Origin of the sequence: Methanosaeta sp. UBA356, from assembly GCF_002496465.1 — an archaeon.
Lineage (GTDB): Archaea > Halobacteriota > Methanosarcinia > Methanotrichales > Methanotrichaceae > Methanothrix > Methanothrix soehngenii.
This window is the reverse complement of record NZ_DAKC01000064.1, coordinates 17632-35972: the sequence shown is the minus strand read 5'-3', so window position 1 is coordinate 35972 and position 18341 is coordinate 17632. Positions and strand designations below refer to the sequence as shown.

The 18341-nt window shown below is 54.0% G+C and carries 24 protein-coding genes; 7 read left to right on the top strand and 17 right to left on the bottom strand.

Annotated features, from left to right (window positions below):
* The 3 genes from BP727_RS05590 to BP727_RS05580 all read left to right on the top strand — a co-directional run.
* The coding region (locus BP727_RS05590; RefSeq protein ID WP_286857797.1) for an ATP-grasp domain-containing protein at positions 1-768 on the top strand (768 nt) is incomplete at its 5' end.
* Positions 769-825: 57 nt separating this feature from the next.
* Positions 826-984, top strand: coding sequence for a hypothetical protein (locus tag BP727_RS05585; protein WP_193373742.1), 159 nt, complete (start codon positions 826-828; stop codon positions 982-984).
* A 140-nt stretch (positions 985-1124) separates the two neighbouring features.
* The gene (locus tag BP727_RS05580; protein ID WP_013719353.1) at positions 1125-1286 is read left to right on the top strand and encodes a hypothetical protein; all 162 of its coding nucleotides are present in this window, start codon (positions 1125-1127) and stop codon (positions 1284-1286) included.
* 43 nt (positions 1287-1329) lie between these two features.
* Here the strand turns inward: BP727_RS05580 and BP727_RS05575 are convergent, their stop codons facing one another.
* Positions 1330-2310 carry a carbohydrate kinase family protein gene (locus BP727_RS05575; protein ID WP_157863716.1) on the bottom strand — a complete coding sequence of 327 codons (981 nt, stop codon included), beginning with the start codon at positions 2308-2310 and terminating at the stop codon, positions 1330-1332.
* Positions 2311-2486: 176 nt separating this feature from the next.
* A complete protein-coding gene (locus BP727_RS05570) occupies positions 2487-3254 on the bottom strand; it encodes a heparan-alpha-glucosaminide N-acetyltransferase (protein WP_013719355.1) in 768 nt (255 codons plus the stop codon).
* 299 nt (positions 3255-3553) lie between these two features.
* Here BP727_RS05570 and BP727_RS05565 point away from each other — a divergent pair, with 299 nt between their 5' ends.
* Together BP727_RS05565 and BP727_RS05560 are read left to right on the top strand one after the other, a co-directional pair.
* Positions 3554-3730, top strand: a complete 177-nt coding sequence (locus tag BP727_RS05565; protein ID WP_286857792.1) for a hypothetical protein — start codon at positions 3554-3556, stop codon at positions 3728-3730.
* Positions 3731-3980: 250 nt separating this feature from the next.
* Positions 3981-4700: an acylphosphatase gene (locus BP727_RS05560; RefSeq protein ID WP_013719356.1), complete on the top strand. Its 720-nt coding sequence runs from the start codon at positions 3981-3983 to the stop codon at positions 4698-4700.
* A gap of 43 nt (positions 4701-4743) precedes the next feature.
* Here BP727_RS05560 and BP727_RS05555 read toward each other — a convergent pair whose 3' ends face one another.
* Positions 4744-5757 (bottom strand): transcription initiation factor IIB, encoded by a 1014-nt coding sequence (locus BP727_RS05555; RefSeq protein ID WP_013719357.1) that lies wholly within the window; start codon positions 5755-5757, stop codon positions 4744-4746.
* Positions 5736-6020, bottom strand: coding sequence for an H/ACA ribonucleoprotein complex subunit GAR1 (locus BP727_RS05550; RefSeq protein WP_013719358.1), 285 nt, complete (start codon positions 6018-6020; stop codon positions 5736-5738). Before BP727_RS05550 ends, BP727_RS05555 begins: the two co-directional genes overlap by 22 nt.
* Positions 6021-6173: 153 nt before the next feature.
* Between BP727_RS05550 and BP727_RS05545 the strand changes: the two genes are divergently transcribed.
* On the top strand, positions 6174-7136 hold the full coding sequence (locus tag BP727_RS05545) for an NOG1 family protein (RefSeq protein ID WP_013719359.1): 963 nt from the start codon (positions 6174-6176) through the stop codon (positions 7134-7136).
* 23 nt (positions 7137-7159) lie between these two features.
* Here the strand turns inward: BP727_RS05545 and BP727_RS05540 are convergent, their stop codons facing one another.
* The 3 genes from BP727_RS05540 to thsA form a co-directional block, all read right to left on the bottom strand.
* Positions 7160-7723: a HemK2/MTQ2 family protein methyltransferase gene (locus tag BP727_RS05540; RefSeq protein WP_048132093.1), complete on the bottom strand. Its 564-nt coding sequence runs from the start codon at positions 7721-7723 to the stop codon at positions 7160-7162.
* A 41-nt stretch (positions 7724-7764) separates the two neighbouring features.
* Entirely contained in the window at positions 7765-8550 is a 786-nt protein-coding gene (locus BP727_RS05535; protein WP_013719361.1) for a phospholipase D-like domain-containing protein, read from the bottom strand.
* Positions 8551-8741: 191 nt separating this feature from the next.
* The gene (gene thsA / locus BP727_RS05530; RefSeq protein WP_273271795.1) at positions 8742-10421 is read right to left on the bottom strand and encodes a thermosome subunit alpha; all 1680 of its coding nucleotides are present in this window, start codon (positions 10419-10421) and stop codon (positions 8742-8744) included.
* 175 nt (positions 10422-10596) lie between these two features.
* On the opposite strand from thsA, the gene BP727_RS05525 reads away from it, so the two are divergent.
* Positions 10597-10791: a cold-shock protein gene (locus tag BP727_RS05525; RefSeq protein WP_013719363.1), complete on the top strand. Its 195-nt coding sequence runs from the start codon at positions 10597-10599 to the stop codon at positions 10789-10791.
* A gap of 86 nt (positions 10792-10877) precedes the next feature.
* Here the strand turns inward: BP727_RS05525 and BP727_RS05520 are convergent, their stop codons facing one another.
* From BP727_RS05520 to BP727_RS05475, 10 genes are all read right to left on the bottom strand, one after another.
* Positions 10878-11486 (bottom strand): TMEM165/GDT1 family protein, encoded by a 609-nt coding sequence (locus BP727_RS05520; RefSeq protein WP_286857785.1) that lies wholly within the window; start codon positions 11484-11486, stop codon positions 10878-10880.
* A gap of 34 nt (positions 11487-11520) precedes the next feature.
* Entirely contained in the window at positions 11521-13329 is a 1809-nt protein-coding gene (gene infB, locus BP727_RS05515; RefSeq protein WP_013719365.1) for a translation initiation factor IF-2, read from the bottom strand.
* A 98-nt stretch (positions 13330-13427) separates the two neighbouring features.
* On the bottom strand, positions 13428-13877 hold the full coding sequence (gene ndk / locus BP727_RS05510) for a nucleoside-diphosphate kinase (RefSeq protein ID WP_083804686.1): 450 nt from the start codon (positions 13875-13877) through the stop codon (positions 13428-13430).
* Positions 13878-13889: 12 nt separating this feature from the next.
* Positions 13890-14060 carry a 50S ribosomal protein L24e gene (locus BP727_RS05505; RefSeq protein WP_013719367.1) on the bottom strand — a complete coding sequence of 57 codons (171 nt, stop codon included), beginning with the start codon at positions 14058-14060 and terminating at the stop codon, positions 13890-13892.
* A 5-nt stretch (positions 14061-14065) separates the two neighbouring features.
* Positions 14066-14278, bottom strand: a complete 213-nt coding sequence (locus BP727_RS05500) for a 30S ribosomal protein S28e (RefSeq protein ID WP_013719368.1) — start codon at positions 14276-14278, stop codon at positions 14066-14068.
* Between the two features lie 10 nt (positions 14279-14288).
* On the bottom strand, positions 14289-14657 hold the full coding sequence (gene rpl7ae / locus BP727_RS05495; RefSeq protein ID WP_013719369.1) for a 50S ribosomal protein L7Ae: 369 nt from the start codon (positions 14655-14657) through the stop codon (positions 14289-14291).
* A gap of 113 nt (positions 14658-14770) precedes the next feature.
* Positions 14771-15628, bottom strand: a complete 858-nt coding sequence (locus BP727_RS05490; RefSeq protein ID WP_013719370.1) for a hypothetical protein — start codon at positions 15626-15628, stop codon at positions 14771-14773.
* A gap of 28 nt (positions 15629-15656) precedes the next feature.
* Positions 15657-17108, bottom strand: coding sequence for a dihydropteroate synthase-like protein (locus BP727_RS05485; RefSeq protein WP_286857782.1), 1452 nt, complete (start codon positions 17106-17108; stop codon positions 15657-15659).
* 52 nt (positions 17109-17160) lie between these two features.
* Entirely contained in the window at positions 17161-17550 is a 390-nt protein-coding gene (locus BP727_RS05480) for a DUF473 domain-containing protein (RefSeq protein ID WP_048132096.1), read from the bottom strand.
* A gap of 6 nt (positions 17551-17556) precedes the next feature.
* On the bottom strand, positions 17557-18341 hold a 785-nt coding region (locus BP727_RS05475; protein WP_324296435.1), incomplete at its 5' end, for a proteasome assembly chaperone family protein.

Here is an 18341-nt window from a genome sequence, read left to right as displayed (position 1 = left end):
AAAGAGGGCAAGCCCATAATGCTGGGAGGCGGGAGGGATTTCGGGTCTCTCCTGCAGTCGATCGAGGCAGAAGCATGCCTGCTGATCGCTCCTGATGGCCTGCAGCCTCATTTTTTGGAGATAATTGAAGGCCGGACGGCCAATCTTGGCTCTAGCCCCGCTGCCGCCAGTCTGGCTGCGGACAAGCTGCTCAGTACCCGGGCGCTCGCGCGCTCCGGCGTTCCAGTGGCAGAAATCGTGGACCGGCCCGATCCGGTGGATAAGGGCTGCCTGCAGTATGTGGTCAAGCCGCGCACCGGCTCGGGCTCGGAAGGGGTGAGGATCAGCTCCTTTGTCCGGGCGGGCCCGGAGGAGATCGTCACCCGCTACCATGAGGGGCTGCACCTCTCCGCCAGCTTCATCGTGGGGAAAGAGGGTTTTCTGCCCTTAACCCTCAACCGCCAGCTGATCGACTTTGCCGATGGGAAGATGAGATATCAGGGAAGCCAGGTGCCCTACCGCACTCCCCGGGCGGCGGAGATCTGGGAGGCGGCGGAGAAGGCGGCAGATGTCCTGGCTTTGCGCGGTTACGCGGGCATAGATTATGTTTTGGGCGAACGACCGTGGGCAGTGGATGTGAACGCCCGGCCAACGACATCCATCATCGGCATCGCCCGGGTGATGAAAGAGGAGATCGGGGAGCTGATACTGCAGGCAAAGTTTGGCGGGATGCCGGAGCGGGTGCATGTGACAGGGGAGTACACGTTCCTGAAGGGAGAGCTCGGTTGATTAAGAGTAATCCCATTGAGAGATAAGCATAATAGCGAGCATAAGAGATTGGAAACCATGTCCGAAAAAAAGCACGCCTGCGACTCCTGCCCCCTGCGAAGATACTCTGACAAGCACCCAGACTCCGTGGTAGCCAGAATCTGGCGCTGGCATACCGGTTGGTGCCCCGGCTGGAAGGCCTATCAGGTGTCGCTGGCTGAGACGGCATCCCGCTAAATCTGCTAAGCCACGAATATGAGGAAAAAATGGCCCCTCCCTGTATCGGATCGTGATGCAACATTCGGCCACGCGTTTTGGTCTTCGCCAAATGGCGTTTGATCGACTTCGTGCTGGGGGAACGACCCTAGGCGGTGGATGTGAACGCCCGGCCCACGACATCCATCATCGGCATCGCCAGGGTGATGAAAGAAAAGATCGGAGAGCTGATCGTCAGGGCCCGGTTTGGGGGATTGCCGGAGATGGTGCACCTGGGGGGAGAGAGCATATTCCGCAAAGGGGACTTAGCCCTTATGGCCTGATGAGATTTCCATGCGGGTGCGATCCCTCCCTTCGCCCCCCAAATCAAGCCTCCAGAAACTCCGCCGTCTTCATGAACTCGACCACATCGTTTTCGCTGGGCAGGTCGGTGCTCGCTCCCGGGGTGACGATGTTCAGGGCGGCCACAGCGGAGGCGAACTTTACAGCTTCTTCATTCGAGTATCCATGGTATTTGGCATGGATGAATCCAGCGGTGAAGCTATCTCCCCCGCCGGTCGTGTCCACCACTTTGACCTTGTAGGAGGGCACCCGGAAGGTCCGTTCATTATCCAAAACCAGCGCGCCTCTGACATCCAGGGTGACGATCACCGTCTCTGCTCCATAATCCTTCAGCTTCTTGATAGCGGAATCGACATCCTTCTCCCCGGTTATCAGCATCGACTCCTTGCCGTTCATGATTATCACCTGGCTGTTATGCATGGCATGCTTCAGCTCCTCTGGTCGGTGGTTGACCATGCTCATGCTGGGATTCGTGATGATGTAGATACCTCTTTTTTTCGCCTCTTCTATGGCCTTTTTCATCAGCGCCATATTCTCCTGGCTTATCAGGCTGGTAAGGACCATGGTATCGATCTTATCAAAGACCTCAGGATTGAGGTCCTCTTCACCCAGCAGGGCATTGGCCCCTCTGCTGGTCAGAACGGTCTTCTCGCCGTTATAGAGAAAGACCAAAGACATCCCGGTCAGGCCCTCCTTTAAGGTGACATATTTGGTGATTGCGCCGTGAATCCTCAGGTTTCTCAGGTATTCCTCGCCGTGGTCCTCTTTGCCCACTGAACCGAGGATGTAAGTGGTTGTGCCCAATTCTGCCAGGTTGGTTGCCAGGTTGTGTGCTGAGCCTCCGGTATCCTGGCTGAGCTGATCGAGGGTGATCTTGGAGTCGAAGGGAAAACAGAGGTTGTCATTTACCACCTTGAACTTCTCAGATCTGGCAATCAGGTCTACGATTATACCGCCCACTACGAGCACGCCCTTATGGCTAATGCTGCATTCTTCAAATGGCATGCTGATATGGATAGCTCTGCTGATAGATAACATTAAGGGCCCTATCCGCCCGAAGGGCCGAAGGGAGCCTTCACGCTTTCCAGAATGCTGGCCATCATCTTCGGTCGTATACAAGGCTCTCTTTTCCCTTGGTTCATTCCTATTTCATCCTCATTTCATCATAATTTCTCCTCATTTCATTTCCAGGCAAAAGAGAAGAGAGACGGGCCTTCTGCCAGGTAGATCAGGCCAAGCAGCAGAGGCTGATGGAGGATATAGATGGCCAGAGAGTTGCGGCCCAAGAATATGAGCCCTCTGACCGGAGGCCAGGCACTGATATCGGGCAGGGGAAAGCGGCGGCCGAGATCTTTGTAGAGCAATGCTCCCCCGGCCATACCCATCAGCACCACCCCAAACCAGGGCAATAGAGGCACATAGTCCAGGGAGGTGAAGCTTCGGGGAGCCAGGCCCAGCCAGATGAGCCAGAAAAAGTCGACCTCAAGCTCCTGGATGTACAGGCCCAGCAAGATCGCTGCCAGCCCTAAAAGGAGGTTCATTCTGCCCAGGCGGAGGAGGGGATAGGCTAAGAGTATGGAAATGGAGATGAGGTGGAGTATTCCAAAGACAATAAATCCCCTTCCAATGACGATATAGGTTACAAGGGTAATTCCCAGGGCCAGGCTCATTATCCAGAGGCTTCTTTTCAAGAGCCTGAAAGGGTATTGATTCCGCTGGCCGGCCAATTTCGCCCGGGAATAGCTCAGGGTGAGGGAGATGCCAACCAGCAGGAGAAAGAGGGAGGCAGTGAAGCGGGCCAGATAAAACCAGAATCCTCCGGACAGATCAATCTCATGGATCCTGAAGAAGTCCAGGTCATACGCCAGGTGGAAGATGACCATCATTACAATGGCCAGTCCTCGAAGAAAATCCACCTCCCAGAGGCAGACCGTCCGGCGGTCATCCATAGAGCATGATGTGCGGCCAGTGCTTAATAGGTATGGTTCTGATCGCTAAATTTTCTTGTCAGACCAAACGGACATCTCTTTTCCCTCTTACTTTCTCGTACAGTCTTCTGTCCAGTGTCAACAGCGGCATTCCTTTCTCCTGTGCCGCCGCCAGGAAGGTTTCTAGCCATGCGCTCGGAGAGGCCCCACCCGGCTGCCACTATGCCAAATTAGATCTGTCAGTTGTCCCAGGCTTTGGGAAGGACGGCGAAAAGGGTAAAATGAAAGAGGGGCTTTGAGAAGACCGAGATGTTTTGACCATGAGCGAGCAGAACCGCAGGTACGTTCAAAAGGAGATCGGCAGGCTCCTCTCCGATATCTGGCGGATTAAAGGGCTGGCGGAGCAGGAGTATGGCCCGCAGCACATCATCACCAAAAAACTCACAGGCATGCATGGGGATGCACAATTGCTGCTGCAGGAGGCTGCTGGCAAATAGTTGTGAGAACTGCAATGTCGCCCAGAGGATCTTCTTCCAACATCTTTTCACCAGCCGAGCATCTCTTTGCCCTGGAATCGTCCGCTGCCATCAAGCGAAAGTTTTTTATATCGGCAATTGCCGTATATAGTAATTGGCAAAGGTCGAAGCATCTTTTCCTCCTACATCACTGACTTTTGCCTCCCTCCTTCTTACTCTAAAATACGGCAGGTCATAGGCTTAAATAAAGAGAGTGAGAAAATTAACTATAATGCGCAGGCTGACCGCTTATATCTCCGGCAAGGTTCAGAAGACTGGCTACCGGGCCAGGGTGGTTTCCATTGCCAGGGACTTTGGACTGACCGGCTACGTCCAGAACCTCGATGACGGCCGGGTCAAGGTGGTGGCAGAAGGGCAAGACTACGACCTGGGGAGCCTACTTGCCGCCATAGACATCAAGAATACTCTGATTCAGGTGGCAGATATCCAGAAGGAGTATTCAGCTGCAGCAAATGAGTTCCAGGGATTTTTTAAGGTGGTCTCGGGCAGTGGAGAGACCGATCAGAGGATCGATCAAGCAGCGGAATTGCTCAAGGAGCTGATCTCTGTAAACAAGGATGTGCTGAAGGAGATAAAAGCCACCAGAGTGGAACTGAAAGATGAGATACGAGCCACTCGCGAGGAGCTCAAGGAAGAGATAAGGGCCACTCGCGATGAGGTGAAAGCCACGCGTGACGAGGTCAAAGCCACCCGCGTAGAACTAAAGGACGAGATAAGGGTCACAAGAGACGACCTGAAAGCGGAGATCGTTGGGGTAAGAGATCAGGTCAAATCATCCGCAGATCTGCTGGCAGAAAAAATAGACTCCGCCAAAGAGGAAATCGCAGTTAGTATTGATGATATCCGTTCAGATTATAGAGATGATCTAACCGAGAGGCTGGCAAAGATAGAAGAGGACATCTCGCAGATAAAGGCTAAAACAGGAATCTGATTCTAGGGCAATTGCCTGAAAAAAAGATGCTAGAGATATCCCTTCAAAGGATTATCTCTATGTCCAGCTCTTCTGCCAGCTCTTTGTAGCGGTTCCTGATGGTGACCTCTGTCACTCCTGCCACATCTGCCACCTCGCGCTGTGTGCGCCGGTCCCCGCAGAGGATGGAGGCGATATATATAGCGGCTGCGGCCACGCCAGTGGGCCCGCGCCCGCTGGTGAGCTCCTTTTCCGCGGCCTGGCGGAGGATCTCAATTCCCTTCGCCTGCACCTCGCCCTTCAGATTCAGGCCGGAGCAGAAGCGGGGGATGTAGTCGATGGGGCTGGTGGGCATGAGCTTCAAGGCCAGCTCCCGGGACACAAACCGGTATGTCCTGCCGATCTCTTTTCTCGATACCCTGGATACCTCTGCGATCTCATCCAGGGTACGAGGCACATTGCACTGGCGGCAGGCGGCATAGAGCGCTGCTGCTGCCACGCCTTCAATGCTCCGCCCCCGGATGAGGTTCTTGTCTACAGCCTTGCGGTAGACAACCGCCGCCGTCTCCCGCACATTTCTGGATAGACCTAGAGCTGATGCCATTCGGTCCAGCTCAGACAGGGCAAAGGCTAGGTTTCGCTCTGTGGCATTGCTGACCCGGATGCGCCTCTGCCATTTTCTCAAGCGGTAGAGCTGAGCCCTATTCTTGGAGGATATGGTCTTGCCATATGAGTCCCTGTTCCTCCAGTCGATCATGGTGGAGAGTCCCTTGTCGTGGATGGTGTACGTCATGGGCGCCCCAACCCTCGACCTCTTCATGCGTTGATCGTGGTCGAAGGCTCTCCATTCCGGCCCCTGATCTATGAAGTTCTCATCGATCACCAGGCCGCAGTCGGAGCAAACCAGTTCTGCTCGTTCATAGTCGCGCACCAGGGTGTGGCTCTTGCACTCTGGGCACTCGACTGTAAACTTCTCAAACTCGTCTACCTTCTCTTTCTCGCGTCTGAGCCGGGTACGCTCCTTGAGCTTCTCCGGCTCTGCCCTCTCTATCTCTCTCAGCTTTTCAATTTCTTCCACTTGCTATCTCTCCCCGGCGCCTCATCGATATAGAGCTTCTTTCCGATGTGGGCAGCGGCATCTGTTCCTCTATTCGGCCGAACGATTATATATGGACGATCGATGGGACCGAATATATCGAAAACCTTTCCGACCCTGGTCCTTTTCTGATCCACCACCCAGGAGTTACCCCTGGGGATAGCGGTCTCGCTTCCAACGATCTCTTCACTCTGGACTATCAGTTTATTCTGCACGACATGAAGCGCGGTGCCTAGTCTCTTCAAAAGGTCACCTCATCTATATAGATAAAGAAGTACTATTTAAGCCTTCCGAAAACCATTTATTAAATGAATCCTGCAATCCGCGCCGCGCATGCCCCAAAGGAGACGGAAGGCCGGACCGAAGCTTTATCTGTTAATGCCGGCTAGTCCTCACTGATGTTTGAGCGTCTTCCAACTATCCCCACATCGCAGGAGCTTTTAGATAAATCATTCCGGCGCGCCACCCGTGCTGCCGACAATGAGTCCATGGTCCTGAATGCAGGCAATATCCTCTCAGATAACCTTGCCAATTTGATCCGGAAGTTTCCCTCCTTTGAGAACCTGCCTCCTTTTTACAGAGAGATGGTGGAGATAACGGTTGGCGTAGATAAGATCCGTATCAGCTTATCTCGCCTGCGCTGGGCCTCCAGGCAGACAAGACTGATAACCAGAGAATATGTGGGAAAGATCCGGCGGGCCAGGGGGACGGACAGCACTCCCCTCCGAAAGTCGGCCTTTGGGCGCTTCTCATCGGTGATGAGATCGATTGAAAAGGATATGCTGTTCCTGAATTCTGCCCGGAATCTGCTTCGCAAGATGCCGACCATAGACCCGGAAGCTCCAACCATTCTCATCGCCGGTTATCCCAATGTGGGGAAATCAAGCTTCATCATCCGCATCACTGGGGCAAAACCAGAAGTGGCAAGCTATCCTTTTACCACTCGGGGGATAATTGTGGGCCACTTCGTTCGGGACGATAAGAGGTATCAGGTGGTGGACACTCCCGGATTGCTCGACCGGCCAATGTCGGAGCGAAATGAGATCGAGAGGCAGACCGTGGCTGCCCTCAGCCATCTGCAGGGGGTAGTGCTATACATTCTGGACCCAAGCGAGCACTGCGGCTATCCTCTGGATTCACAGCTTCGTCTGGCCGAGGATCTATCCAATTGGATCAGGCTGCCCATGCTGATCGTCGCCAATAAGGTTGATATCAAGAGATACAGTGATCTGGCAGAGATGTCCACCGAGACCGGAGAAGGCGTCTCTCTAGTGCTGGAGAGGCTGATCGCTCTCCTGGATAGTAAAGGCGATGGACTTGCGGGCAGTTCTGATGCTGATAAGTCTATATTTATAAAATGATATCTACTATCCCGCCGGAGAACTCAATTGCGGACTGTGATCCTCAGCACCATGAGCTTTTCAAAAAAGCATCCCTTGCTGGCCACCCGCTCTGTGATAAGCCCGGCGTCCCCTGCCATCATCTCCACCTCCTCCGGTCCGCTCAGGCTGGATATGAGCAGCAGTGCTCTTCCCCCCGGCCGGAGATGCTCCGCCAGATCGAGCAAGAACCGGCCTATGGTCTCCCTGCCGCTCTCCCCTCCGTCCAGGGCATAGTTGATCCATTGATCGCTTCTCTCTGCCTGTTTTGTGGGAAGGTAAGGGGGATTGAAGATGATCAGATCGAATTTCCCTCTTATTCCTTCGAAGAGGTCGGATCTTATCACCTCCACCCCTCTCTCCCTGGTCGCCCTGACTGCATGAGGATTTATGTCCAGGGCGACAAGGCTCTCCACCTGTCTGGCCAATTCCAGGGATACGAGACCCGAACCGCAGCCTACCTCGAGCACATGATCCTCTGGGCGGGCCTCTTTTATGGCCGCCTGCAAGAGGAGAAATGTATCCTCGTCCGGATGATAAACCTCACAAGACCCGAATCCTGGACAAATTATCTCAATCCTCCAACGCGCCTAAATGCTCCTTTCCTTTTTCAACTCTGCCGGCACCTGTACAGGTCATCCACATAAGAGCAGATATCATGGATGACCTGGGGATCGTTCAACCATACCCCTGCCTCGTAGTTGTCATCGATCCCTCCCTGGGAGAGATTGGCAGAGGTCACTATCGCCTCTTTTCTGTCGATCATATAGATCTTAGCATGGAGCGGCCGGACGAAAAGGAGCTCTCCTCCCAGCCTTCTTACCTCATCCTGGATGTCATCGCTCATTCCTGAGCTGTAGTCCGATTCCCGTCCCCTCATGAACACCACCAGCCTCCCTCCCCGGCGGAAGAACTTCTGCAATGGAGCAGCAATCCGATTCCAGGTCTGCCTCTTTATCCAGGGGGATACAACCACCACCTCGAACCTGGCCGCCTCCAGCATCCTGCAGAGTCTGTCCTCAATGGAGTGGAGGCGAAGGGGTGGAAAGGTGCCCAGGAAGATGGCTGAAGGATTTTGCTCCTGGCGGGCAAGGTAGCTCTCCAGGTATTGCAGCCTTTCCGACGAATTGTATTCTGCCGATCTTTTCGTCTTCTTGAGCTCCTCTTCCAGATCCAGGTTGCGGCTCTTGAGCTTGAGCAGATGTGCGCATTCCCGCTGGAGCTGGTCCAGCTTCATCTCCTTTTCCCTGAGCCGGCCCCGCAGCTGTTCTACGTCCATTTGCATCTGGCGATAGCCTGCTAGCAGCCTTTTATTGCGACCAGCTTCCAGCTGGATGATGCTGAGGGATATCACCGCTAAAGCCAGAAATGCCAGCCAGATCCAATATCCTTCCATTGCTGCTTGACCTCAGAAGCAAATCTCATTGTAAGTTATATATAGATAACGTGATCGATATACATAACGGATTTGCACTATTGCATTTTCATTAGGTGAAAATGGATGCTTGAGCCAAAACGGCATCATCAACAAACCAAAATAAACCAAAAGAGTATGTCTGTACCATAAAAAAAATGGTTTCGGGATGATCAGAACATCCCGGGAGGCATTCCTCCCATCCCCATTCCGGGCATTCCTCCCATTCCACCCATGCCCCCCATCCCCGGAGGCATGCCGCCTGCACCGCGTGCAGGAGGTTCCTTGGTGGAGGCTAAGACATCATCGATGCGCAGTATCAAGCAAGCAGCATCAGTGGCTGACAAAATGGCCTGAATCTTAACCCGCAGGGGCTCGACCACGCCCAGCTCATACATATCCACCGTCTCCCCGGTATAGGCATTGAGCCCTATGTTCTTGTTGCTGGAGTGCCTGCTCTTCAGCTCAACCACCTTATCGATGGCATCAAAGCCAGCGTTCTCGGCCAGAGTCTTGGGCACGATCTCCATCGCCTCAGCGAACTTGGCGACGGCAAGCTGCTCCCTTCCCTTCAGGGTGGCGGCATATTCGCGCAGGCGCAATGCGATCTCGATCTCCGGGGCTGCACCGCCAACCACCAGCTTCTTGTCCTCCACCACGTCTGCCACCGCATGTAAGGCATCGTCAAGGGCCCTCTCCAGGCCATCCAGGACTTGCTGGGTTCCTCCCCGGAGGAGTAGGGTTGCAGCGCTTTTCTTGGTGCCGGTGATGAAGGTCATTATCCCACTTCCCACCCTCCGCTCCTCCACCAGAGCGGCGGATCCGAGGTCCGAGGGTTTCAATTCATCCAGGCTGGTGACGATGTTAGCTCCCGTGGCCTTGGCAAGCTTGTCCAGGTCCTTCTTGATCACCCTTCTCAGGGCGAGGACCCCCGCTTGTGCAAGGTAATGCTGGGCCAGGTCGTCGATGCCCTTCTGGCAGAAGACCACATTTGCGCCGCTGGCGATCACCTTATCTGCTGCCTCTTTTACCCTCTTCTTCTCATGCTCCATGAACATCTGGAACTGATCGGAGGAGGTGATCTGGACCTCAGTCTTGGTCTCAGTGTCCTTGGACTCGATGGGGCAGGAGAGCAGGGCCACCTTGGCATCTGTGACCTTGCGGGGCATATTCTGGTGGACGATCTCCTTGTCGATCACCACTCCCTCGATGATCTCTGAGTCTGCTGTGCTCTCGCCCACCTTCTTCTCCACGTTGACCCTGTCCATGTCGAAGACCCTCTTATCCCCATAGTCCTCGGTGGCATTGAGGACCAGATCAACGGCATATCCGGCCATCTTGCTGTCAGGAGAATCTGCCAGCTTGCCGGTCATAGCGGTCCGGGCGATTCTCTCCAACAGTGCCCGATCTGACTCCTGGGCCTCGAAGGCGATTGACTTTGCGATCTTTACTGCTTCATCAGCTGCCATTCTATAGCCCTGCACGATCATAGTGGGGTGGACCTTCTGGTCTAAGAGCACCTCCGCTTTCCTGAGAAGCTCCCCCGCCAGCACAGCTACAGTGGTGGTGCCGTCACCCACCTCTTTATCCTGGGTCTTGGCAGCCTCGATGAGCATCTTGGCAGCAGGGTGCTGCACATCCATTTCCTTGAGGATGGTCACCCCATCGTTGGTGATGGTGACGTCGCCAATGGAATCCACCAGCAGCTTGTCCATGCCTTTGGGGCCCATTGAGCTGCGCACGGCATTGGCCACTGCGCGGGCGGCCATTATATTATTCGAAATGGCTTCGTTTCCCGATTCTCTGCGGGTATCTCTTAAAATGATAACTGGTGTTCCACCCATTCCTGCCATGTATAATAATCCTCCAGCAAATGATTCTCGTTAAGCAGTATTTGCTCTTCTATAAAACCTTTTCTTATAGATTGGGCTTCACATGGCTGTTATTTGCCTCCTGAAGGGGAAGCTGCCAGCAACTTTAAGTAGTTGAAGCTCCTCCAGAGGGTCTAATCTTATTGAGGAATAAAAAATGGTAGATGGAACAGTTAAGTTTTTCAATCGAGTCAAGAACTTTGGATTCATTGCTGGTGACGATGGTAAGGACTATTTCGTTCATGTGACTGGTTTGAAGCCCGGTGTCGCAATCGATGAGGGCGACAAGGTGAGCTTCGATGTCATTGAGGGCGAGAAAGGCCCCAAGGCCGATAAGGTAGAAAAGGTTTAGATAATAATATAGCCACTACATAAATTCAGCAAAGCGATAGCAGGGCAAGGGTCCTTGCTATTGCAATAATCTATTTTATTGGGCCGTTATAATCCAATAGCAAACGCATATGGCGCCAACAGAGAGAGGATGATAGCGATGCCTATTATCAAGAATAGGGTGCCCGCTATCCTGGATACCAGCTTCCTGTCGACCTTCTGAGAGATGATTTGCCCCAGATAGATTGCCATAACGGAGAGGATGAATAGCGCTGCCATAACCCCTATGAAGACCATGATTGGATTATACTCCGTGGCAAAGAGGGCGGATGCGATCTGGGTCTTGTCTCCCCACTCCGATAAAAAGATAAGGGAAAATCCGGATAGAAGAGCGTTCCCGGACGATAGCCCCCTCTCTTCTTCTGCCTCCTTTTGGTCTCCTCTGAGAATCAATGCTCCAAACAGAATGAACACCCCGCCAGATATCAGTTTTAGCAGATCGAGGGGAATTATGCCTGTCATCCAGGAGCCTATGAGAATGGCAAATCCATCTGTGATCAGAAAAGCAAGCATGACTCCGGCCAGGAGCGGGATGTACTCCCGGGTGCGGGAGGAGAGGAGTATCACAGAGAGCTGAGTTTTGTCGCCCATCTCCGCCAGGCCGATGGCGATGAGGGGAATTATGATCTCGTTAAGCGGCATGGCCATTGGAGTCATCCCGCTCAAACGCAGTTCGCTGCAAGGTCATATCCTACCTTCCCCAGAATGGGTCCTTCTTGCGTTTGATCTCCAGGAAATTCTCCAGCACCTCTCTCTCATCCTCGGCCAGCTTCGGCTTCAGCTCCAGCTCCACAATGCGGGCATGCTTTTCCGGGATATTGACATAGAGGATATCACCTTCATGGATCTGCCGGCCCACAGTGGGCCCGTCGATGGATATGGCCACCTCCTGGCCGACGGTTGCCGATCCCTGGTTCTCATTGTGGGCCTGGATTCCCTTGATCACTCCTACATTGGCCCCGTCCTCTCTCATTAGATTGACCTGGGTCCTGACGATCCCGCCGATCACCTGAACTCCCACCACAGCGGGCTTAGATTGCCGGAAGACACAATCTGGAAGTATGCGCACTGCCCCCGGCCGGATGACCGCTTCAAGGCGCTCTTGCTCCATCTTATTCTTCTGATCTTCCACCCAGCGTTCGTAGCTCTCGATGATGGTGTAGATGATATCGCTGGAGAAGACAGGTACATTCGTCTTCTGTATCTCGTTCAAGGCATCGGGCAGTATATCCACATTGAATCCCAGGATGGCGGAAAGAAGGGGATCGTTGATGGCAGCGGCCCTTATCACATCCCTTCTGGATATGGGCCCCACATCTGCATAGTGAATGTGAATATCCCTTGCCTTTAGCTCCCCTACCAGGGCCTCCAGCGAGCCGATGGTGTCCGACTTGATGATTAAACCCTCGTTTTCGGTGTCAATCCTGACTGCGTCCAACTCGGATTTCAATTCCAGGGATAGGGCCTCTACCTCGTCGGGATTGGAGACCACCCGGATGGTTGATCCGGCCAGGGCGTTATCCAGCTTTGGAGCGGAGACCTTCACCCCAGAAGCGGCAGATACGTGCTTTACCGGAAGGAACCTCTCCTCGCTCCTGATCTCAGCCAACGGTTTGGGCTTGAGCAAGGCCCTGATCTTGGTGACCAGGGGCTCGCGCGAGGTGCCGACGATTACAGTATCCCCGGCAAAAAACTCTCCATTGTAGAGTATGACATCCAATGTAGTGCCCAGCCCTTTCTCCTCCTTGACCTCGAGAATGGTGCCCACCCCTGGACCGGTGGCGGTGAGCTGCAGATTATCCTTGAGGAATCTCTGCGCCAGGCCAACCAGGATCATGAGAAGGTCAGGAACCCCTTCTCCGGTTATGGCACTGATGGGCACGATGCCCACCGTCCGGGTGAAATCGGTGATGCGATCATAGCGGTCTGCGTCAAAGCCATATTTGTAGAGTTCTCCCACAAGCTCATAGAGCCTGGTATCGAGGATCTCTGAGACCCTCTCGCTCTGCACCTTCAGGCTCTTGGCGAAAGGAGCATTAGTGGTGGTATGCCATCCGCCAATGCGGTCCATCTTGTTGGCAGCAACCACAAATGGGGTCTTGAAGCGCTTGAGAATGCTCAGGGACTCGATGGTCTGGGGCTGGAAGCCCTCGTTTACATCCACGATCAGCACTGCCAGATCGGCCAGGGAGCCGCCCCGGCTGCGCATGGATGTGAATGCATGGTGGCCCGGCGTATCAATGAACAGCAGTCCCGGTATCTCGATCTCCTTTCCGAAATGCGATCCACAGAAATCCTGAACCACATCTAAAGGAACCTCTGTGGCGCCAATGTGCTGGGTTATCAGGCCGGCCTCTCCCTTGGCTACTGCGGTACCTCGGATCTTATCCAGGAGTGTGGTCTTGCCATGGTCCACATGCCCCATCACCACTACTATCGGTGTCCTGAGGTTTGATTGCTTGCCCTTTGCCTTGCCGGCCTTTTTGGATTTCTGCTGCATGAAATATCGCTTCTCACAGAATTAGCCCTAAAAAAGTGATTTATTTTTTGGGAATTTAAAGGCTCCCATGAGGGCTTGACAGAAGCATCTGCCAGGAGCTACTCGTAGAGCCATTCTTCATCTATTCGCTTGTATGTCACCAGCTCGGAGGGATCAAAGTGAAGAGCGATCTCGCGAGATGCTGACGCCGGGGAGTCTGAGCCGTGCACCACATTCCGTCCCGTCTCAATGCCCCAGTCGCCGCGAATGGTTCCCGGTACGGCCTCCACTGGATTTGTGGCGCCGTTCATCTTTCTCATGGCGGCAATGGCACCCCTTCCCTCGACCACCAGGGAGACGGATGGTCCTGAGGTGATGAAGTCCACCAGATCCTGGTAGAACTTCTTGCCCACATGCTCTGCGTAATGCTCTTTAGCCTTCGCTTCAGGCATCGCAGCGAGCTTCATGGCAACGATCTTGAAGCCCTTCTCTTCAATACGTTGCAGGATCTTGCCCACCAGGCCTCTTTGCACTCCATCGGGCTTGACCATGACGAATGTTCTTTCGATATCCGCCAGGCCTTATGCCCCCTTGCGGGCCCACTTTATTCTTCTCGTTACCCGGCCAAGGGCAACGTTGTTCTCGCATTTGGCAGAACAAAAGAAAAATACCGTTCCGTCCTTCTTGGCATAGAGCTTGCCCGTGCCAGGCTCAATGGTCTTATTGCAGAAGCTGCACTTTCTCTCTTCCATCTTCCTCACCTGCTGGTAAGCTTCTTTGCTTCTCTTGCCGTCTCCAGCAGCATAAGGACATCGCCGATTCGTATGGGCCCCATGCTGTTCCTGGTTATGATTCTCCCCTTGTTATTGCCCTCAAGAATACGGCACTTGATCTGCATTGCTTCTCCATGCATGCCGGTGACGCCGATGACCTCGATTACCTCTGCTGGTATTCCGTTATCGTCCTCCATAGGATATCACCTACTTCAGAGATCCAATTTTTTGGACGATCTCATCCAGAATCTCTTTTCCTTTCCCCGGCTCCACGATCGCAGCGGCTGCGCTCTTAACGCCCAGGCCTGCAGCGGCACCAAGCTCGCTCTGTTTCTTGACGTAGATATAGGGGGTCTTCTTCTCTTCGCATAGAGCGGGAATATGAGCGACGATCTCAGGTGGCTGAACATCCTCGCCTACTATGACCAGACGGGCCACACCCCTCTCTATGGCCTTGGTGGCCTCGTTTGTGCCCTTCTTTATTCGGCCGGTATCGCGAGCCAGCTCTAAGGCCTCAAGGGATTTTGTGGCCAAATCTGCTGGAACATCAAACCTTACATATATTGGTCTTGCCATAACTTAATTCTCCTTCCGGGCGACAACGCCCATCATCATTCATCGCAAAAGCGCCTTTTGGATTATACCTCAAGACTAGATCTGCCATTAGTTCCACATGTAAAAAGGTTGCGCTAGGGCCCAAGAAGCCCCATCAGCACAAACCGAATGTTTTCCTCGGAAACAAATCCGGATAACTCTCCTTCTGATCCACTGCTGGAATACTCTAGGTCGCTCTTTTCAGCTAGATCGCTTGCTTTCCGGCTGGTATCTGCTGTTGGCTGGATATACCGGGCGACGATGTCGAAACCATCCTCACCGTTCCTGGACGATGTGATCCTCAGGTTGAACTCCTTATATCCGCCAGCCATGGGCATGCTCGCTCCACCGCGACCTAGGGCTGCTACCTGCAGGTCGGCTCCGCTGTCATCAACCAGGGTGAAGTTCTCCGATGGCTGGCCACCGGATATGACATCGATGGACTGCTGTACTGCTTCTTGCGGCCCGAATAGAGTTGGCCTGCCCATGACCATGACAAAGTCGGTGCCCATGGGGATCATCATATAGCCTTCATAGGGAATGACCAGGCTGTTGTAGCCCATCGGATAAGGCTCGATCCAGTGGAACTCCGCCCAGGTGTTATTGAAGCGAACCTCCCCCAGCCTTTCGATCCTGGTGGAATAAAGCTGGTCCCCATAGATCAGGCCGATGGACTGCGGGAGGGCGATACTTGCTGCATTGGTCAGATTCTGAGATGAACTGATATTTATCCAGTATGCCATATCAGTGTTCTGCGGTGCCATCTCCAGCACGTCTCCCAGTCCATCGAAGCTCCAGTCCACCAGGCTCCCCTTAACGCCAAAGGTCTCAGGGGAATTGGCATCTGATGTAACAGCAATCTCTTTCTGGTTGGTGCCCAGGGGTAGGAAATAAGCAATTCCTGAGAGCACCATAAGAGCGCCTACGAAGATAGCGAAAGCCTTCTGATTCATCCTCTCTCCCTCACGAAATAGTTATTATTTAACCTTTCTCTATCGGCCATAGGGGCTCATCTTGTATATAACTCCGGCCCAGGCGCAGGGCTATCTCCGCACGCTCCAGCTCCCGGCCCAGGTAGCCGGCATGGTCCAGCCTTCCTATCAATCCCCGGTCGATGAGGGTATTAAGCACCTTCCGGGCGCTCGTGCCAGCTACTGTGATCCTGCCGTTTCCAGCCACGATCCTCCCTTCGGAGAGGAAGATTCTGAAGCTTCCGGCAGGGTCAGCCTCGAATTTATGGTCTGCCGAGGCCTCCACCAGCTCCCGGGGAGGAACCTCCTCTGGAATTCTCCTCTTCTCTTTGAGTATCAATAGGTCTAGGCCCAGGTCTTTTGGAGGAGTCTGGCGCCCTTTGGCCAGAACCATCATCCGCGAGGCCACAGCCAGCTCGTGAATGGAGCCCTTTGCCTTGGCGCTGTATTCGGGGGTGAAGAGCAATGAGGCCCCCACCTCCATTGCCAGGACGGATAGGAGCAGGTTGGCCCCCTGGCTGTCTCCATCCAAGAGCTCAGTAACATTGCCCACCCCGAAGAAAAGAGGGATATCAGGATCGGCCTCACGGAGGCTGATGTATCTGATCATCGACCGGGCCAGGCCCATCAAGGGGGGATCGAGGACCGGATCGGCAATAATCTGGATTGCATAATCCTTTGCTTTGTTCAGGTTCTCCTCCAGGGTGACGGATCCAGGTCCCGGTATGACCACTGCCGGTATACCCGCTTCTGCCACCCTGCTTCCCACCAGGGGAAGGTTTTCACCGTTCAGGCTGAGTATCATGTCCGCCCCAGCCTCAATGCCGGCACAGATGAGCTCCGGCCGAACGGCATCTATGCTTATGGGAAGGGCAGTGACTTCCCTTGCCTTCTTCAGCGCTCTTTTGACGCTGGCAGAGGTGGCGTCCAAGGATGCGCCCAGGTCAATCAGATCGGCACCCTGCTCCTCGAAGTATCTGATCCGCTCCACCAGATCCTCATCCCGGAGCCTGGTGGCATCGACGACCTCTGCCAAGACCTTCATCCGCGAGCTGCCGCCGATCTTGACACCTTTAATGGTCAACTGCCCTCTGGCCTGTGCCTCCTGCCGCTCCAGCTGAATGATGGCCTCCTGCCTTCTCTTCGCCTCCAATAGGACGCAGGCCGGAACAGTAGTGGAGAGCTCAACCTCATCCAGGCGGGGCAAGAGCGATATCAGGTCTACAGCATGCTTCGGACCCAGGCGGATACTGGTGCCAAGAGCCATCTCCGCCCCTCGGAAATCGGCGGTTATGGCTCCTGGAATCAGAATCAGGTCGTATCCTTGAGGCCCTGCCCGGCAGAGCATCTCCGGGGTGATAAACGCTGCTACATCGACATCCAGCACCAGCACATCCGTGCCACAGGCTGATCTTCTGACCTGCTCAGAGGCCAGCCTTCCGGTGACGAGAAGAACCTTCATCTCTTGAGCAAAGCCGATCTTCTCGGTCGTTCTCCTCTAAAAAAAGAGGCTTTTACCGTGCCCCGCAGTACCTCACCTCATCCACGTCTAAAGTGAGGGGCGTTGCTGGCTCAATGGACGCAATCCTTCTCACCCGACCGACGCCCACCAGCTGAAGCTGCAGCCTTGCTGCCTGAGACTCGCTCTCCTCATAATAATTCTCCCCAGACTGGATGGTTCTGTGGGTTATGACCTGAAGGGCCTTTATGGTGGTGATAAGGCCGGTAGTGCCTGGAACTACATCCAGGGCGCTTGAATCGGTGATGAATATCCTCTCGCCAGGCTGGCAGTTGTAGATGGCAAAGAAATTGTTCGGGCTCCTGATCTCCACCGTCCTCACCCTGGCGGCGAGAATCTCTTTTATCACATGTCTGGATAATCCGGTTAGGCTTGTGTAAATCATCTGGCATCACCCGTACATTGGGAACTCTTTCGGCAACTGGGTCTGCTGTTCCTCGGGTGCGGCCGCTTTCATCTGCTGGGCCAGTTGAGCCATCTGCACCTCGATCTCCTCTGCCTGTTCAGCGAGCTTGGCAGTGTTCACTCCCAGGCCATAGATCTTGTTAATGGTCTCGATGGCAGCGATCGCCGAGCGGGGATCAGGTTCTGCTGATGCCGTCTCCCCCAGCAGGCAGACCGCAGGGAGGTTTCTTATGCGGCACTCATTCATGATGCTACCGGTAATTCCGGTGATCGTTCCTATCTCAAAGATCTCTGCTTTGCCCCTTATCTTATCCAGCAGCTCCTGGCGGCTTACAGCGCCAAAGACCCGGTTCTGATCATCCATCACGGTTATTCCTGCCAGGCAGATCAACTCCTGTACATCGATGGACTCTGCCCAGGCCACTATCTCCCTTCCAACCTCATAGGAGGCCAGGGGATGGATGGGAATGTCAGCGGTCAGAACCACTACCCCCTTGCTCGCATCCTCATAGATGCGGACCGGCATGTTCACTACTCCTCCCAAAAGGACTGCCAGTGGCGGGAAGTATTTGGAGTTCATCGCTCCGATATAGGTCATCTTCAGATCGTTGACTATGTACTGGCTGGCGATGTTACCTACCAGGCCGATTCCCGGGAATCCCTCTATCAGAATAGGGTTTTTGACAGTGAGCTCCTTTTCAAGGATGACCTGGACAATATCCTTTTCCATGAAAGATAATAACCTTTTATCTAAGATAAGATCATCGCTTC

Bases quoted from the DNA above. Each gene is read 5' to 3' on its own strand.
- BP727_RS05585 (WP_193373742.1), top strand. From the start codon at position 826: ATGTCCGAAAAAAAGCACGCCTGCGACTCCTGCCCCCTGCGAAGATAC.
- BP727_RS05575 (WP_157863716.1), bottom strand. From the start codon at position 2,310: ATGCCATTTGAAGAATGCAGCATTAGCCATAAGGGCGTGCTCGTAGTG.
- BP727_RS05570 (WP_013719355.1), bottom strand. From the start codon at position 3,254: ATGGATGACCGCCGGACGGTCTGCCTCTGGGAGGTGGATTTTCTTCGA.
- BP727_RS05565 (WP_286857792.1), top strand. From the start codon at position 3,554: ATGAGCGAGCAGAACCGCAGGTACGTTCAAAAGGAGATCGGCAGGCTC.
- BP727_RS05560 (WP_013719356.1), top strand. From the start codon at position 3,981: ATGCGCAGGCTGACCGCTTATATCTCCGGCAAGGTTCAGAAGACTGGC.
- BP727_RS05545 (WP_013719359.1), top strand. From the start codon at position 6,174: ATGTTTGAGCGTCTTCCAACTATCCCCACATCGCAGGAGCTTTTAGAT.
- BP727_RS05535 (WP_013719361.1), bottom strand. From the start codon at position 8,550: ATGGAAGGATATTGGATCTGGCTGGCATTTCTGGCTTTAGCGGTGATA.
- thsA (WP_273271795.1), bottom strand. From the start codon at position 10,421: ATGGCAGGAATGGGTGGAACACCAGTTATCATTTTAAGAGATACCCGC.
- BP727_RS05525 (WP_013719363.1), top strand. From the start codon at position 10,597: ATGGTAGATGGAACAGTTAAGTTTTTCAATCGAGTCAAGAACTTTGGA.
- BP727_RS05520 (WP_286857785.1), bottom strand. From the start codon at position 11,486: ATGACTCCAATGGCCATGCCGCTTAACGAGATCATAATTCCCCTCATC.
- infB (WP_013719365.1), bottom strand. From the start codon at position 13,329: ATGCAGCAGAAATCCAAAAAGGCCGGCAAGGCAAAGGGCAAGCAATCA.
- BP727_RS05505 (WP_013719367.1), bottom strand. From the start codon at position 14,060: ATGGAAGAGAGAAAGTGCAGCTTCTGCAATAAGACCATTGAGCCTGGC.
- BP727_RS05500 (WP_013719368.1), bottom strand. From the start codon at position 14,278: ATGGAGGACGATAACGGAATACCAGCAGAGGTAATCGAGGTCATCGGC.
- rpl7ae (WP_013719369.1), bottom strand. From the start codon at position 14,657: ATGGCAAGACCAATATATGTAAGGTTTGATGTTCCAGCAGATTTGGCC.
- BP727_RS05490 (WP_013719370.1), bottom strand. From the start codon at position 15,628: ATGAATCAGAAGGCTTTCGCTATCTTCGTAGGCGCTCTTATGGTGCTC.
- BP727_RS05485 (WP_286857782.1), bottom strand. From the start codon at position 17,108: ATGAAGGTTCTTCTCGTCACCGGAAGGCTGGCCTCTGAGCAGGTCAGA.
- BP727_RS05480 (WP_048132096.1), bottom strand. From the start codon at position 17,550: ATGATTTACACAAGCCTAACCGGATTATCCAGACATGTGATAAAAGAG.